Origin of the sequence: Novosphingobium sp. ZW T3_23 (assembly GCF_044987305.1) — a bacterium.
Classification (GTDB): domain Bacteria; phylum Pseudomonadota; class Alphaproteobacteria; order Sphingomonadales; family Sphingomonadaceae; genus Novosphingobium.
Genome location: NZ_JBJDRF010000051.1, coordinates 1 through 15,909, shown reverse-complemented (window position 1 = coordinate 15,909; position 15,909 = coordinate 1). Strand labels below are relative to the sequence as shown.

Annotated in this window: 15 protein-coding genes and 1 pseudogene; 8 read left to right on the top strand and 8 right to left on the bottom strand. The window is 65.3% G+C overall.

The window, feature by feature from the left end; all coding sequences use genetic code 11:
* Positions 1-35: 35 nt before the first annotated feature.
* A complete protein-coding gene (locus tag ACI3K3_RS20225) occupies positions 36-1,091 on the bottom strand; it encodes an NADP-dependent oxidoreductase (protein WP_404916963.1) in 1,056 nt (351 codons plus the stop codon).
* A gap of 136 nt (positions 1,092-1,227) precedes the next feature.
* Between ACI3K3_RS20225 and ACI3K3_RS20220 the strand changes: the two genes are divergently transcribed.
* On the top strand, positions 1,228-1,734 hold the full coding sequence (locus ACI3K3_RS20220; RefSeq protein ID WP_404916961.1) for a hypothetical protein: 507 nt from the start codon (positions 1,228-1,230) through the stop codon (positions 1,732-1,734).
* 28 nt (positions 1,735-1,762) lie between these two features.
* On the opposite strand, the gene ACI3K3_RS20215 is transcribed toward ACI3K3_RS20220, so the two are convergent.
* The 6 genes from ACI3K3_RS20215 to ACI3K3_RS20190 all read right to left on the bottom strand — a co-directional run bounded on the left by ACI3K3_RS20215 (position 1,763) and on the right by ACI3K3_RS20190 (position 7,364).
* Positions 1,763-2,575: an IclR family transcriptional regulator gene (locus ACI3K3_RS20215; RefSeq protein ID WP_404916959.1), complete on the bottom strand. Its 813-nt coding sequence runs from the start codon at positions 2,573-2,575 to the stop codon at positions 1,763-1,765.
* Positions 2,576-2,749: 174 nt separating this feature from the next.
* Positions 2,750-3,595, bottom strand: coding sequence for a fumarylacetoacetate hydrolase family protein (locus ACI3K3_RS20210; RefSeq protein ID WP_404916957.1), 846 nt, complete (start codon positions 3,593-3,595; stop codon positions 2,750-2,752).
* A 44-nt stretch (positions 3,596-3,639) separates the two neighbouring features.
* Positions 3,640-4,416, bottom strand: a complete 777-nt coding sequence (locus ACI3K3_RS20205; protein WP_404916955.1) for an SDR family oxidoreductase — start codon at positions 4,414-4,416, stop codon at positions 3,640-3,642.
* Positions 4,416-5,687, bottom strand: coding sequence for an L-fuconate dehydratase (locus ACI3K3_RS20200; RefSeq protein ID WP_404916953.1), 1,272 nt, complete (start codon positions 5,685-5,687; stop codon positions 4,416-4,418). Before ACI3K3_RS20200 ends, ACI3K3_RS20205 begins: the two co-directional genes overlap by 1 nt.
* Positions 5,684-6,427: an SDR family oxidoreductase gene (locus ACI3K3_RS20195; RefSeq protein ID WP_404916951.1), complete on the bottom strand. Its 744-nt coding sequence runs from the start codon at positions 6,425-6,427 to the stop codon at positions 5,684-5,686. The genes ACI3K3_RS20200 and ACI3K3_RS20195 overlap by 4 nt, the downstream gene beginning before the upstream one ends.
* Before the next feature lie 49 nt (positions 6,428-6,476).
* Positions 6,477-7,364, bottom strand: a complete 888-nt coding sequence (locus ACI3K3_RS20190) for an amidohydrolase family protein (protein ID WP_404916949.1) — start codon at positions 7,362-7,364, stop codon at positions 6,477-6,479.
* Between the two features lie 171 nt (positions 7,365-7,535).
* On the opposite strand from ACI3K3_RS20190, the gene fucP reads away from it, so the two are divergent.
* On the top strand, positions 7,536-8,873 hold the full coding sequence (gene fucP, locus ACI3K3_RS20185) for an L-fucose:H+ symporter permease (RefSeq protein ID WP_404916947.1): 1,338 nt from the start codon (positions 7,536-7,538) through the stop codon (positions 8,871-8,873).
* Between the two features lie 91 nt (positions 8,874-8,964).
* Here the strand turns inward: fucP and ACI3K3_RS20180 are convergent, their stop codons facing one another.
* Complete coding sequence (locus ACI3K3_RS20180) at positions 8,965-9,591, bottom strand: carbonic anhydrase (RefSeq protein ID WP_404916945.1); 627 nt, start codon at positions 9,589-9,591, stop codon at positions 8,965-8,967.
* Positions 9,592-9,826: 235 nt separating this feature from the next.
* Between ACI3K3_RS20180 and ACI3K3_RS20175 the strand changes: the two genes are divergently transcribed.
* From ACI3K3_RS20175 to ACI3K3_RS20150, 6 genes and pseudogenes are all read left to right on the top strand, one after another.
* Positions 9,827-10,336, top strand: coding sequence for an RNA polymerase sigma factor (locus ACI3K3_RS20175; RefSeq protein ID WP_404916943.1), 510 nt, complete (start codon positions 9,827-9,829; stop codon positions 10,334-10,336).
* A gap of 108 nt (positions 10,337-10,444) precedes the next feature.
* Positions 10,445-11,428 (top strand): FecR family protein, encoded by a 984-nt coding sequence (locus ACI3K3_RS20170; protein ID WP_404916941.1) that lies wholly within the window; start codon positions 10,445-10,447, stop codon positions 11,426-11,428.
* 175 nt (positions 11,429-11,603) lie between these two features.
* Positions 11,604-14,354 carry a TonB-dependent receptor domain-containing protein gene (locus ACI3K3_RS20165; RefSeq protein ID WP_404916939.1) on the top strand — a complete coding sequence of 917 codons (2,751 nt, stop codon included), beginning with the start codon at positions 11,604-11,606 and terminating at the stop codon, positions 14,352-14,354.
* A 19-nt stretch (positions 14,355-14,373) separates the two neighbouring features.
* On the top strand, positions 14,374-14,991 hold the full coding sequence (locus ACI3K3_RS20160; RefSeq protein WP_404916937.1) for a biliverdin-producing heme oxygenase: 618 nt from the start codon (positions 14,374-14,376) through the stop codon (positions 14,989-14,991).
* A complete protein-coding gene (locus ACI3K3_RS20155) occupies positions 14,975-15,412 on the top strand; it encodes a YbaN family protein (RefSeq protein WP_404916935.1) in 438 nt (145 codons plus the stop codon). The genes ACI3K3_RS20160 and ACI3K3_RS20155 overlap by 17 nt, the downstream gene beginning before the upstream one ends.
* Positions 15,402-15,909, top strand: a pseudogene (locus ACI3K3_RS20150) (hypothetical protein); the annotation flags it as partial. The gene ACI3K3_RS20155 and the pseudogene ACI3K3_RS20150, both read left to right, overlap by 11 nt.

Genomic DNA, 15,909 nt, shown 5'->3' with positions numbered 1-15,909 from the left:
TCTCGATCGCAGAAAGCGCCCAATTCTTCGCCAGATCAGGCATGTGCGGGCACCTTCCAGCCTGCGAGGGTGGAAACGGCCTCGTCGAGCCGGACCAGCGTCTTGCCGGTCGTCTCACCGGACATCAGGCGAATGAACGAAGCCGGAGCCGCGTCCAGCCCGGTAGCGACGTTCTCGGTGGCGACGAGCTGTCCCGAACGGACCCAGTTCGCCAGCGCCTCTTCCGCTTCGTGCAACATGTCCGCCGCCTCGTAGGCTAGGAAGCCGCGCATGGTGATGCGGTTCACAAGCACCTGCCACAAGTTGCGCACTCGATAGGGCTCGGTCTGGTGGTTGTAGTTCGCGATCATCCCGCAGACCGGGATACGGCCGAACGCCTTCATGCGCGGCAGGACGGTATCCAGCATGGCCCCGCCCACATTGTCGAAATAGAGATCGACGCCCTCGGGGAAGTGCCGGGCGATCTCCGCGTCGAGGTCCGCGCAGGTCCGATAGTCGATGGCCCCGTCGAAGCCGAGATCGTCCAGGATGTGCCGCGCTTTCGCTTCAGAACCGACCGTGCCGACCACCCGGCATCCGGAAAGGCGGGCGACCTGGCCGCCGACCGAGCCGACGGCACCGGCCGCCGCGCTCATCAGCACTTCGTCCCCGGCCCGCATCTCTCCGTAGCGCTTGAGCCCGACGTAGGCGGTGATGCCCGACCAGCCGCAGGCGCCCATGTAGGCGGTAAGCGGCAGGTCATCGGCCACGCGCACGTTCTCGAACGCCACAGAGCCCGGTGCGATGACCGAGTGCGTTTCCCAGCCGATGAAGGCCCGGCCATAATCGCCTTCCCGGAAATCGGGGTTGCGCGACTTCAGCACGCGGCCAAGCACCATCGTCGGAATGAGGCCGCTCAGTTGTACCGGCGGCAGGTAACTCTTCACATCGTCCAGCATGCCGCGCACGGCGGGGTCGATCGCGAAGACCCGGTTCTCCAGCAGAACCTCCCCTTCGCCCAGTTCCGGCAGCTCCACTTCCTCGACGCGGAAGTTGGCGGCCACGGGCACGCCGACGGGGCGCGAAGCCAGCACGATGCGACGGTTGATCATTGTCTCTCTCCCGGTCCTCTGCATCGGCCGTGTCCGGCTCGGATTGCGTTGGGAGACTAGCCGAACATTCCCCCCGCCCCGCCTGTCAGATTAAACAGGTGCCTTCCGGCGGGCGGTAAAGATCGCAAGGAACGGCATGGCCGGCACGAACGTTTCAGGATTCCTGGAAGTCGTCCGGAGGCAAGCGGTGCGCAACCCCATCAAGGCGTCGATCGCCGCGCTGGCCGCGATCGGCTTCGGCTTCTTCGTTGCGCAGGCCGTACCTACGCGCATAAAAGCCCCGACTTCATCCGCACCGGTACTGAGCGGCTCTTCCAGCGCCGAGGCCTATGACGCCATCCGCTATGACCCGGGGCCCGCCGCGAGCTTTTTCGACGCATCGCCTGCGAATGAAGTAAGCTCCGCCGCGCCGCAGGCCATCGAGGACTACACCCTGTCAACGGGCGATGCGGAGAGCTACTCTTATTCCGAAGACACTTACGAAAGTCCGGAGGCAATCGGTGCGGACTTCGCCGTCGTGGAGGAGGATGATCCGCAGGCAACCTGGGTGGAAAACGCCGCCGCCTCGGCAGCCGTCGCGGCAGAGGACGTCATCGGGGCTGAACGGACCGGGACGGCTGAAACCTTCGCCGAAACGCAATAAGACCGTGCCCGATCGCAAGGCGACGCCGTCATTCCGGCGCGGGAGCTACCCAGCCAAGTCCCTCGGAAATGCGCTCGGCCCCCTCGCCCAGCATCTGCCGGGTACGGTCGAGATCGGTCTTCTGCGATCCGTCGATCGTGACGAGAAACGGCACGGTTATCGCCGCGCTGACATGGCCGTCGAAACCGAAGATCGGAAAGCTGATATCGGTGACCCCGGCCGCGCGCGTGCTCGGCTGCATCTCGTAGCCTTGCAGGCGCACCGCCTCCAGCCGTTTCTCCAGATCCTTCAGCGCTCTATCGCCGGTTCCTGGCAGCTCCCGCAGCATAGCTGCACGCCGCTCCGGCGCCGTGAAGGCGAGCAGGACATGGCCGGAGCAACTGGTCATGATGTCCACCACGGTGCCCAGGCGAATGCCGAACCCCACCGGCCCGATGCTCTCCTGCCGATGGATCACCGTCGCATGCGCGCCTGTCCGCACCACGAGATGGCAGGACTGATTCGTATCGATGGACAACTGATGCATGATCGGCGCCGCGACATTGCTCAGCGTATGCGCCGGCGTCGCCCGAAAGGCGACGTCGAGGACGCGATAGGATACGGTGTAGCGATCGTTCGTCGGATCCTTGCGCAACCAGGCGAGCCGCTCCATCACGATGATGATGCGGAACACCTCGCTGATCGAACGTTCAAGCCGCTGGGCAATTTCGCTTATGGTGAGGCCGCCGGGATCTTTCGCGAAAAGCTCCAGAATCTCGATGCCCTTTTCAAGAGCGGGGGCGGAGTAGGCGCGCTTGCCGGAGGCTTCGCCGCGCTCCACTTTGGCATCGGGTGGGCCCATCACACGGCCATAGACCACGATATATACCTCCGCAACCGACGTCCCGCCGCGCCGTGAGCCATCGCCCCAACGACGATGCAATCGGTTTTATATATAAGATCAGGTTGCCGGACACTCGCCGAGCATCCGCCATCGAAGGGGTCGGCGCGACCCTGGAAGGCCGCGCCGGCGCCTTTACTTCGCGGCGACGATGCGCTGCCGCTGCTCGCCTAATCCCTCGATGCCGAGACGGACTTCGTTGCCGGGTTGCAGGAAGCGCGGCGGCTTGAGGCCCAAGCCCACGCCCGCAGGCGTGCCGGTCGAGATCACGTCGCCCGGTTGCAGGCTCATGAACTGAGAGAGATGGGCGATGATCTGCGGCACGGTGAAGATCATGTCCGCCGTGGTGCCGTCCTGATGGCGCTCGCCGTCCACTTCCAGCCAGAGGCGCGCTGCGGCGATGCCGGGCACTTCGTCGGCGGTAACCAGCCAGGGGCCGGTCGGGCCGAACGTGTCGCAGCCCTTGCCCTTGTCCCACGTGCCGCCGCGATCGAACTGGAAGCTGCGCTCGCTGACGTCGTGGACCACGCAATAGCCTGCCACGTGGTCGAGGGCGTCGGCCTCGTCGATGTAGGAACCGGCCTTGCCGATCACCACGCCGAGTTCGACTTCCCAGTCCAACCGGTCCGAACCGCGCGGTTGCACCACATCGTCGTTCGGGCCGCAGACCGCGCTGGTCCACTTGTTGAAGACCACCGGTTCGGCGGGAATCGCCATGCCGCTTTCGGCCGCATGGTCGCGGTAGTTCAGGCCGATGCAGACGAACTTGCCGATCCGGCCGACGCAGGGGCCGAGACGGGTGTCGCCATCCACCAGCGGCAGCGCCGACAGATCGAGGGCGCGCAGCCGGGCGAGCCCCTCTGCCGTCAGCGTTTCTCCGGCGATGTCGTCGATGTGTGCCGAAAGATCGCGAATGCGGCCTTCTCCATCGAGCACGCCGGGCTTTTCCTGGCCCACTTCGCCAAACCTGAGCAACTTCACGCGATATTCTCCTTCACAGAATTACCAGAGTCTAGGCCGCTCGCTCAGGACAGCATGCGGTCCAGGTGTGTGTAGCCGCCATCCGGGAATATCCATTGCCCGGTGGTGTGGCTCGACCGTTCGGAAAGAAGGAACAGCACCGTATCGGCAACCTCCCGATCGGTGGTCATCCGGCGCCCCAGGGGGATACGGCCGGCGATCTCGTCCAACTTGGCCTTGGGATCGTCGAAACTCGCTATCCAGCGGGCATAGAGCGGGGTCATCACTTCCGCCGGCAGCACGGCATTGACGCGCACGCCGTCGTCCAGCAGCGCCGCCGCCCATTCGCGCGTGAGGCCCAGTTGCGCCGCCTTTGCCGCCACATAACCGCTGGTGTTGCCCTGCCCCGTCACCGCCGTCTTCGACGAGATATTGACGATGGCGCCCCGGCTCGCGCGCAAATGCGGCAGGCAATGATGCACCATGCCGTAGTAATGCGCGAGGTTGGCCTGGACAGAAGCCATGAACGCCGCCGTCCCGGCCTCCAGGCCGACACCGTCGTTCGCTCCGGCATTGTTGACGAGGCCGTGAATGCCCCGTCCGATCTTGGCAATCCGGTCCACGGCATGGCGACAGGCCTCGTCGTCGGTCACGTCCACCTGCACGAAGATCGTTTCGGGCTGCAAGGCGCGGATCTCCGCCTCGAATCCGTCCAGCAGTGGACTGCGCCCGAGGATCGCGGGGATCGCCCCTTCCGCGGCCAGGCCCAGCGAGACGGCGCCGCCGATGCCGGCTCCGCCCCCCGTGACGATCACGACCTTGCCTGCCAATCCCAGGTCCATCAATCCACCCGATACTGCGCTATGGATTGCGGCTTCATCTCGATCGAAAACCCGGGCCGCTGAGGCGGCATGTAGGCCGCGTCGCGGATCACGCAGGGATCCACGAAATGTTCGTGCAGATGATCCACATATTCGACGACACGATCCTCCATCGTCCCTGAAAAGCACAGATAGTCGATCATCGACAAGTGCTGGACATATTCGCACAGGCCCACGCCCCCCGCATGGGGGCACACCGGAAGGCCATGTTTGGCCGCCATCAGCAGAACGGCCAGGATTTCGTTGACGCCGCCGATCCGGCAACTGTCGATCTGCACCACGTCGATCGCGCCGCGCATGATGAACTGCTTGAAGAGGATGCGATTCTGGCACATCTCGCCCGTCGCCACGCGGATCGGGTGGATGGCCTGGCGAATGGTGCGGTGCGCCTCCACGTCGTCCGGACTGGTGGGCTCCTCGATAAACCAGGGCTCCGCGAAGGCCAGAGCCTTTACCCAGTCGATCGCCTGTCCGGTTTCCCAGATCTGGTTCGCATCGATCATCAGCCGGCAGTCCGGGCCGACCGCCTCACGCGCGATGCGCAGGCGGCGGATATCGTCTTCCAGATCCCGGCCGACCTTGAGCTTCACGTGGCGGAACCCCGCGTCCACCGCCTCGCGGGCCAGCCGATGCAGCTTTTCGTCCGAATAACCGAGCCAGCCCGCCGAGGTCGTGTAGCAGGGATAGCCCGCCTCCAGCAGCCGTTCCCGCCGCTCCGCCTTGCCTTCGGCGCCCGCGGTCAGCAGAGCGAGCGCTTCCTCGGGCGTTATGCAATCGGTGATGTAGCGGAAATCGATGCAGCCCACGATCTCTTCGGGGCTCATGTCCGCCACCAATTGCCAGACGGGCTTGCCTTCCGCCTTGGCCCAGAGATCCCACACGGCATTGACCACCGCTCCCGTCGCCAGGTGCATGGCGCCCTTGTCGGGACCGATCCAGCGCAACTGGCTGTCGCCCGTGACATGGCGCCAGAAGCGCGCGGAATCCTGCCGTATCCAGTCGAGATCGAGGCCCACCACCAGTGGCCGAAGGGCCTCGATAGCGGCGACGCAGATCTCGTTGCCCCGGCCGATGGTGAAGGTCAGCCCGTGCCCTTCCAGCCCCGCATCGGTTTCCAGTACGACATAGGCGGCGGAATAGTCCGGGTCCGGGTTCATCGCATCGGACCCGTCCAGCGCCAGACTGGTGGGAAAGCGGATATCGGCTGTCCGCAGGGCGGTTATGCGTGTCATTCTACCGTCCATCCCCCGTCGATCACGGCCGTGGTCCCCGTGGTGAAGGCGCTTTCGTCCGACGCGAGGTAGAGCGCGAGTGCCGCGATCTCTTCAGGGCGGCCCAGGCGGCCGACCGGCTGCCGTGCGGCGAATGTCGCGCGGGTATCCTCGAAGCTGGTCCCGTCCGCCTGCGCCTGCACCTGCATGCGGGCACGCAGCGAAGGGCTTTCGACGGTGCCGGGGCAGATCGCATTGCAGCGCACGCCATCACCGACGAAATCGGCCGCTACAGACTTCGTAAGGCCGATAACCGCCGCCTTGCTCGCTCCATAGGCGAAGCGGTTGCGCACGCCGATGAGCGAGGAAGCCACCGAGGATATGTTCACGATCGATCCCGACCGGCGAGCCACCATGCCCGGCAGATAGGCCTTGATAAGCCGAAACATGGCCGTTGCATTGAGGTCCAGAGAGGCCGCCCATTGCTCCTCGGTGCAGTCCAGCAGCGTACCGGGGAAGACGATCCCGGCACAGTTCACCAGCACGTCGCAATCGCCGGTGGCCGCCGCCAGCGCGACGATCGCGTCCCGGTCGGTGAGGTCCACGACATGCGCCGTCGCGCCGGTCAGCGTGGCAAGCCCGGCCGCATCCCGGTCCACCGCCTGGACTTCGGCGCCTTCCGCCATGAACCGCTCGGCAATGGCACGGCCGATCCCGGCAGCGGCAGCCGTGACCACCGCCTTCTTCCCCGCAAGTCTCATCACTGCTCCCTTATACCGTATGCACGAAATGGGTGGTGCAACATCGCGATCACGCCGCTCCGCGCATGGACTGAATGTCGATCCGACCTGGCGCGCGCGCGTAGATCCGCCGCGCATTGCCGCCCATGATCGCTTCCCGCTCATGTTCCGCGAGCGGCTCCAGAAAACGCCGCGCCAGATCGTGGACGCGCTCATAGGACGCTGCGAGCAGGCACACCGGCCAGTCGGAGCCGAACATCAGCCGCTCCGGCCCGAAGCAATCGAGCAGGTGCTGCATGTAACGCCGGACTTCGTCTTCCCGCCACGTCTGGTGATCCGCCTCCGTCACCAGGCCGGACAGCTTGCAGGTCACCGGATAGCGACGCGCGATCGCGGCGATTCGCCCGGCCCATGGTTCCCATTCGCCCGCGACGATGGCGGGCTTGGCGCCGTGGTCGATGACGATCCTGCCGGCCGCCTCGGGAGCCTCTCCCAGCGCGTCGAGGAACGCGGGAACGTGATCCAGTTGCGGCGCGCGGACGAGCAGTTCGTAGACCAGCCCCGCCGCGAGCACCGCCCGAACGCCGCGCTGAAACGCAGCATCCAGCAGGAAGCGGGGGTCCGGCTCATCCTGCACGACATGGCGGAAACCCGACAGCTTCGGGTGATGGGCCAATGCGCGCAGACGCATGTCGAGGTCCGGTGCGCGCAAGTCGATCCAGCCGACGACGCCGACGATCCAGGGATGCTCATCGGCCATTTGCAACAGCCAACGGGTCTCCGCTTCGGTTTGCCGCGCCTGCACGGCGACCGTCCCGGCCATTCCCTCCGCTGCCAACAGGGGAAACAGATCCTGCGGTCCATGATTGCGCGCGAGCACCGAATCTGGAGCGATCCAGCCGAACTCGTCGGGAGAATAGGCCCAGAAATGCTGATGCGCGTCGACGCGGCCTTTCATCTCATCCCCTTGCTGTCTTGCTCGGCGCCGTTTTGTTCGGCGCTATCGTATTTGACAGTTCATTTGATATGTGAAAACTATCAAGCCATCGGCAGAGGCGCAACCGATAATGTCTCGAACATTGTCTTTCCCGCCCTGCCGCAACAGAATGCGCATGGGAGAGAGATGCGTATGGCCATGACGATGCCGCCCGCGACGCTGGGCGAGGCGATTGCAAGCGAGGAATCAGAATGCCCGCCGGGATGTCCGCCACAGGGCAGCGGGCGCTTCGTGACACCGGGCTATCTTGCTGGGTTTGCGCTCGTCACTTGCGCCTTCTTCGCCTGGGCTCTGGCGAACAACCTCAATGACATCCTGATCCGCCAGTTCCAGAAAGCCCTGGCGCTCTCTCGCGGAGAGGCAGGCTTCATCCAGTTCGTGTTTTACCTGGCCTATTTCTTCTGGGCCCTGCCCGCCGGGCTGCTGCTGCGCCGCTTCGGATATCGCGCCGGCCTGCTGATCGGGTTTGCGCTCTACGCCGCAGGTGCACTGCTGTTCTATCCCGCCGCCGAACTGCGCCGCTACGATGGCTTCCTTTTCGCACTTTTCGTACTGGCTTCCGGCGCCGCGTTCCTGGAAACCGCCGCAAATCCCCTGATCGCCCGTTTCGGCGACCCCAACCGCGCGTCCCAGCGGCTCACCCTGGCCCAGGCCTTCAACGGCCTCGGCGCCGTGGTCGCCCCGATCGTCGGCGGCCTTTTCATATTCTCGGGGGTGGAGCACAGCTCGCGTGACATCGCACTCATGTCCGCCGAGCAACTGCGCCGCTACCGCATGTCGGAAGCGGCCATGGTGCAATCGCCCTACCTCTGCCTGGCGCTGTTCGTGGCCGTGCTGGGCGTGGCACTCGCCTTCGTTCGCCTGCCGAACGTTTCACGCGGAAGCGGGGCGGGTTCGGGATCGCTCAAGAGCGCTCTTGGTCACCGCCAGCTGCGCGCGGCCGTGGTCGCCCAGTTCTTCTATGTCGGCGCGCAAGTGGGGATCTGGAGCTACTTCGTCGACTTCGTGAAGCATATCGCGCCGCAGACCCCGGAACGGACCGCCGCCTATCTTCTTTCGGCCAGCCTGCTGCTGTTCATGATCGGGCGCTTCGCCGGAGCCGCGCTGATGCAGCGGATCCGGCCGACACGGCTGCTGGGCACTTTCGCGGCCGCCAACATGGTTCTCGTCCTGCTGGCCATGGTCCTGCCGGGAAGCGGCGCGATCGCGGCCCTGGCGCTGACCAGCATCTTTATGTCGATCATGTTCCCGACGATCTTCGCGCTGGGCATTCGCGACCTGGGCGAGGGTACCGCGCTCGGTTCCTCGCTAATCATCATGGCCATCATCGGCGGCGCGGTGTTCCCGCCGCTGATGGGCCTGGTGAGCGAATGGCTGGACCTTCGTGCCGCCATGGCCCTGCCGCTGCTCTGCTTCGGCGCCGTCGGCATCTTCGCCCTCAAGGCCAGGGATACGGCCGCATCCACCTGAGGGCCTGACGCGAAAAGGGGGCGGTTGGCACCGCCCCCAAGACATTACAAAAGCTCGCCACCGCAGTTACGCGGCGGCAAACCGTTGGACGTCACAACCAGCGAACGCACCCGGTAGCGAGTTCATAGACCGCGCCCACGACCTTCAGTTCGCCACGCTCCTGCGGCTCGATGAGCATCGGCTCCGAATAGGTCTGCAGCCTTTCGACCATGCGACGAACGTTTTCCTCGATGGCGGATTCGACCAGTTGGTCGGCACCGACTTTGCGCTGCGCCGCCAGGACTGCCGGGATGATCGGCTCGACCATGCGGCCGATGCTGCCGGGGAAACGTACGTCCTTCGTCACCACATCGGCAGCCGCGCCCACGGCGCCGCACTTTTCGTGACCGAGCACGACGATCAGCGGCACTTTCAGCACGGCCACCGAGTATTCGATCGATCCCATGCCGGCAGCGTCGACATTGTTGCCAGCGGTGCGCACGATGAACAGTTCGCCCAGGCCAGCCCCGAACAGCTGCTCCGGCCCCACGCGGGAGTCCGAGCATCCGACGAGGGTCGCGAAAGGCTGTTGCCCTTCGGCCAGCGTAAGCCTGCGCTCGCGCGAAATGTCTGAATCAAGAGGCTTATCAGCGACGAATGCATTGTTGCCGTCGACCAGACGCTGAAACGCTTCGTCGGGGCTGGGCTGAGCGGAAAAAACGCTGCTCGATGTCGCCATTGAATTTCTCCTGGTTGATTGCCGAACGGGCCGAGACATAGGGAGCGGCCATCGCCGTTGATTAGCTGGTTCGTTACGATTCTTTTCCGAACGGGCGCAAGATGGCACCGCCCTGAAAATCCGACCCAGGCGCTTTGATCCGAAAGACCGCGATTTTTCCGAAGATAGCTGTGCCGTTTACGCCGTTGCAGCTTATGCTATTGCGAGTTATTCGCATCTACGTTAGTCGCGCCGCATGTCCGTCAATGCCCGCGACCTTACACGACTTCTGCTGAACGAGCACTCTTCGCTGATGCGGCTCGTGCGGCGTATCGTTGGCGACGTTGCGGCCGCGGAAGACGTGACGCAAAGCCTCTGGCTGCGCGTGCAGCGGGTAGACGATCACCCGCCGATCCTGAACAAGCGGGCCTACCTGTTCCGCCTGGCCGCCAACCTGGCGCGCGATCAGGCACGCAGCGACCGGCGCCTTCACGGCATTTTCGACCACGGTCCGTTACCCGAGGACATCGCCGACGACACCCCGCTTGCAGACCGACAACTGATGGGCCGCGAAGCCTTGCAGCGATTGCAGGACGGCATTGCGGAACTGTCGCCCCGCTGCCGCGAGATCGTGCGTCTGCGCCGGATCGAGAACCTTTCCGCCAGCGAGATCGCCGATCGTATCGGCATCAGCAGGCAGATGGTCACGCGCTACATCGCCCAGGCCATGGAGCATTGCCTTGACCGGATGACCGACGATGAATGAACTCGCCGTTCCCGGTTCCATTTTCGCCGGTTTCCATTTTTTGGGGTCGCTCGTCATGCAGGATGAGAGGCTTGAAAGGGCAGACATGGCTTCCTTCACGAAGAAACGATGAACGTGGAACGCTCGACACCCGATCCGAAAGACGTCAACCGCGCGGCGGCCCGGTGGTTCGCGGCACGCGAAACCGGCGAATGGTCGGCCGCCGAAGAGGCGCGCCTCGGCCAATGGCTGGATGCCGATCCCGCCCATGTCGCGGCTTTCGCGCGGGCCGAGACGATCTGGGCATCGATGGACGGCGTCGATCTGGCGCCGCCGCCGATCGGCCCCAGGCCCGCCCGACGCGAAGCCTATCGCAAGATCGCGTCGCAGTGGCGCTCGGCCCGAAAGGCACCCCGGTCACGCTGGGCAGGCAGTGCCGTGGCGGCGGGTATCGCCTTGCTGCTCGTCTTCGCCGCCGACATTCCGATCCGCCTGCAAGCCGACGCCATGACCGGCACGGGCGAATTTCGGCAGATGACATTGCCGGACGGCTCGCAAGCCATGCTCGACACCGGCACCGCCATCAGCTTCGACAGGAGCGGCCGCCGCGTAACGCTGCTGCGGGGCGAAGCGGCCTTCCAGGTGGCGCCGGACCCGGCGCATCCCTTCACCGTATCGGCCGGTTCCGGCTCCACCACGGCGCTGGGCACGCGGTTCATCGTCCGGCAACTGGGAGGGGAAACGCAAGTCGCGGTGAGCGAGCACAGCGTCCGCGTCGCCAGTGGCCCACGTTCCGCCATAGTCCGCGAAGGCGAGGCGCTTCGCTATGATGACGGCGGCATGGGCGCCGCGCATCCGATCGTCGTCGCCAACTTCGATGCCTGGACTCGCGGCCGCATCCGCGTCGTCAATCGGCCGCTGGGCGAAGTGATCGCGGAACTGGCGCGCTATCATCGCGGCTATATCGGCGTGCTGGGCGCCGGGATCGCGAAACGTCCGGTCAGCGGCACTTTCGATCTCCGCGATCCCGCCGGCGCGATCGACGTGATCGAACGCACGCTGGGACTGCGCACCACACGCCTGACCGATCGCCTGATCATCATCCACGGCTGACTATCCGGCCCGATCCAGAGGCGGATCGAAAAAATCGCTCCGCCGGGTTTCCAAACCGCACATCGGAACGTCGAAGTTACTGAGGATAATTCGCATTAGCAAAAAATCCTCGAACTTTACCTCAGGGGGATTGTTTCCGGTGAATTCGAACGACAGACCACTTCCGGCCGCACTGATGCGCCCCATCCTCGGCGCTGTGCTCATGACCGGCGCCAGCATGGCGGCGCTGGCTTTGACAGGCATCGCCCCGGCCGCCGCGCAGACCGCGCGGGGCTATGCCATCCCGGCCGGAACGCTCGCCGATGCGCTGAACAGTCTGGCGGAGCAGAGCGGTACGCAGATTCTCTATGATGCCTCCCTCACCCAAGGCCGACGCTCGGCGGGCCTGGAGGGCAGTTTCTCCCCTGCCGAGGCGCTTTCGCGGCTACTGGCGGGCAGTGGCCTAGCGTTCCGCCAGACCGGACCGCGTACTTACACGCTGGACCGCGCCCCGCAGGCGGCGGCCGGAACCGTTCAGCTTGGCACCTTGCGGGTAGGCGGCGGACGCGGGGCCGCAGGCGGCGGGGGTGGCTCGAAAGGGGGCGCCAGTTTCGGTGACGGTTCCGACACGGGCGACCTTGCCTATGTCTCGCCCCAGTCGTCCAGCTACATCACCCGCGACGAACTGGAGCGCAACCGCGGCTTCCAGCCCAGCGACATGTTTCGCGGCACCCCCGGCGTACTCTCGGGCGATGCCCGCAATTCCGGCGCGCTCGACATCAACATCAGAGGCATGCAGGGCGTGGGCCGCGTCCCCGTGGTGATCGACGGCAGCCAGCAGGCCACGACCGTCTATCGTGGCTACTCCGGCGTCGCCTCGCGCTCCTACGTCGATCCCGACATGATCGGCGGTGTCGAAGTGCTGAAAGGCCCCACGTCCGGGGTGGAAGGCGTGGGGAGCATCGGCGGCGTGGTGTCGATGCGCACCATCGGCGTGCAGGACATCCTGCTGCCCGGCAAGACCTTCGGCGTGCGCGTGCGGGGCGGCTTCAACACCAATACGCGCAGCGCGCCCGAGCCTTATACGCAGGGCGGCCTGCGGGCCTCGATGCTTGGAAAGTACAAGACCGGCTGCAACTACGATTGCGGCCCGCTGCAAACGGTGCCGGACTTCGAAAGCGTGAACGAACTGGGCAATCCGCGTGGGCTGGAACGTCCTTCATGGATCAAGCCTACCGACGCCAACGGCAGCATCGCGGTGGCACAGTCGTGGGACTGGATCGATCTGCTCGGCGCCGTGACCTATCGCAATACCGGCAACTACTTCGCGGGGGAGAACGGCAATGCCCCGCACCTCACCTACACGCAGTCGACCACGGTCCTCCCGAGGGGGAGAGAGGTCTATTACACCACCGTCGGCTACCGATCATCGGGCCTCAACCGCTTCCGCGCGGGCGAGGAAGTGCTGAACACCTCGTCCGAGAACCTCTCGTTCCTGGCCAAGGCGACAGTGCGCCCGGCGGATGGCCATGCCATCGAACTGGCCTACATGAAGTTCCAGAGCTGGTTCGGCGAGGCCATGCCTTCGTCCATCATTCGCGGCGACGGCGCCCTGCAGGCACCGATGAGCCGCGTCGATGTCGATACTTATACTGCCCGCTACAAGTGGAAGCCGGAAAGCGACCTGATCGAACTGAAGATCAACGCCTCGCGGACAGAGCTGGATAACCGCATCCGCACCGCCTACGACTTTTCCAGCATCTCGCCGGACCTGAAATACATCGAGCCCTATGACGGCCGCACCCATCGCCACGGCGTGGACATCAGCAACCGCTCGCTGGTGAACGGCCCCTGGGGCGATCTCACCGTCAACCTGGGCGGATCGTTCAGCCACGAGGATACCTTCGCCATCCCCGGCGCCAAGCTCGGCAGTTCCTCGCGCGACGGCTGGCGACGGGAATGGAGCGCGTTCGGCGATGCCGAATACCTGCCGGTGTCGTTCCTGAAGTTCAACGGCGCACTGCGCTACACCACGTTCCAGTCGCACGACCGCAAGCTCTCGCGCCGCTACTATCCGCTCGATAAGACCTGGAGCGACTACTATCACCTGAACCAGAAAGCGGGCGGCTGGGCGCCGATCTTCGCGATCACCATGATCCCGCGTTCCTGGCTCCAGGTCTACGCCCGTTACGGCGAAGCGCTGCGGCTCCCCTCGCTGTTCGAGGTAACCACCGGTTTTTCCGCCAATCCGATCGACGAGATCAAGCCGGAGCGCGCGCGCAACTGGGAGTTCGGCGTGAACGTGTCGAAAGACGGCCTGTTCTGGGCCGGCGACGCGGTGCGCATGAAGCTGGCCTACTTCAACAACGAGGCCAAGAACTACATCACGCGCGGCGTCGGATCGACCTTCGCCGATCCCGACGAAGCCATCCGCAATATCGATATGGCCCGCTTCAAGGGCTATGAGGGTACCTTCGAATATCGTGCCGGTCCGGCCAGCCTTTCGCTTTTCGCGACGCACTACAGCAAGGCGGAATACTGCGACTGGGTGCTCAAGGGCACCAGCACGCGCCCCCTGCCCGCCGTCTACGAATGCAACGGCGGCTTCCGGGGCAGCTATGGCCGCAACCACGTCCCCCCCGAATGGGCCGGTGGCGGCTCGGTAGAGCTGAACCTCATGCAGGAGCGGCTCAACCTCTTCGCCCGCGTGACCTACACCGGACGGCGCCCGTCGGAATCCATCGCCGTGCCGGGCGCCATCGAGGTTATCGAATGGAACCCGTACACCCTGGTGGACGCATCGGCGCGCTTCAAGTTGAACGACAACGTGCGCTTCGAACTGACCGCCGACAACCTTCTGGACAAGTACTACATGGACGCCCTGACGCTGGGCCTCATGGCGTCTCCCGGCCGGACGATCCGCGGCGGCGTGACCTTCAATTTCTGACAGATCGAAAGGGCGAACTATGACCACTTCGGCCATGAACACTCCGGCGATGAACACACTCGTCGTTCCATCCCGCGCCGCACGCCTGAAGGCGCTGACCCGGGAAACCCACGAAGGCGTCGACCGCTCGATCATGTCGGCGGCGTCCTTCGCGACCGTGGAAAGCTACATCGGGTTCCTGAAGATGCAGTACCTGTTCCACCGCGACATCGCCGCGCTCTACGACGCGCCCTCGCTTAAGGCCCTGCTGCCCGGTCTGGCGGACCGCCAGCGGCTGGGCCTGATCGAAATCGATCTTGCCGACCTTTGCATCGCCTTGCCCACCGCGGATCAGCCCGCGCATTTTTCGGGAACGACGATCGACGTGCCGACGGCGCTGGGCTGGCTCTATGTCGCGGAAGGCTCGAACATGGGCGCGGCGCTGCTCCGCAAGGAAGCGGCGAAGATCGGCCTCTCGGACGGGCACGGCGCCCGCCATCTGTCTCCTCCGCCCGAAGGCCCCGCGCCGCACTGGCGCAGCTTCATCACCGCCCTCGATGCAGCCCCACTCGACAAGGCCGACGAACCGCGCGTCGCGGCGGGAGCACTGGCGGCTTTTGCGCGGGTACAGGCGCTGATCGATGGCTACATCGCCTGAATCGCGCCACGATCGGGCAACGCCGGGCCGCGTGCGACGCGCGGCCTGGCTCTCGCTCGGGCTCCTGCTGGTGGGCGTGGGCTTCCTCGGCATTCTCGTGCCCTTGTTGCCCACCACCGATTTCCTGCTGCTCGCGCTGCCCTGCTTCGCACGCTCCTCTCCCCGGCTGGAGGCATGGCTGATCGGTCACCCCCGGTTCGGCCCCAGCCTCAGAGCGTGGAGGGAAAACCGCGCCGTGCCGCGCCATGCCAAGATGCTGGCCTGCCTTGGCATGAGCTTTGGCTATGGGGTGTTCTTCCTGCATGTCAGGCCCGGCCTGCCGCTGGCCATCGGGCTGGGCGCCTTCCTGCTGTTCTGGGCCGCCTGGATCGTGCGACGCCCGGAACCCAAGTCCAAGGGAACAGAAACGCATGAGGCATGAGGCGCTGCATGACTACGACGATGCCGTTCCGGGAGAGATCGTCCTGCGTTCCCCGCCACCGAACGCGGTATCGAACCCCGTCAGGCGGATCGCGCCGGACCTGACTTCGCAGCCGATCTATCCGCAGGCCTCACTGGACCGTCGCTACAGCGACCGACCTCTCGACTGGCGCTCCCGGCTGTTCGGACTGGCGGGGACAGGCGGGGTGGTGCTGGCCATCCTGTCAGGTCTCGTCGTCACCTGGCAGGCGGTGCAGCCGATGGTCACCCCGGCCGAAGCGCTGATCGTCACGACGCAGCCATTGGCCGCCCCGCCCGAGCCTGTCGAGGAAGTGCCGGAGGGGCCGCGTCAGGTCGAACGGAAGGCAAGCCGGGCAGAGCGCGAGCCGCAACCGGAACCGCCGAAACTGCTGATCCCGCAGCCTTCCGCGCATCCGGTCCCGATCGAACCGCCTGCTCCGGCGGCAAAGCCGGCCGATCCGGTGCCCGAAACCACCG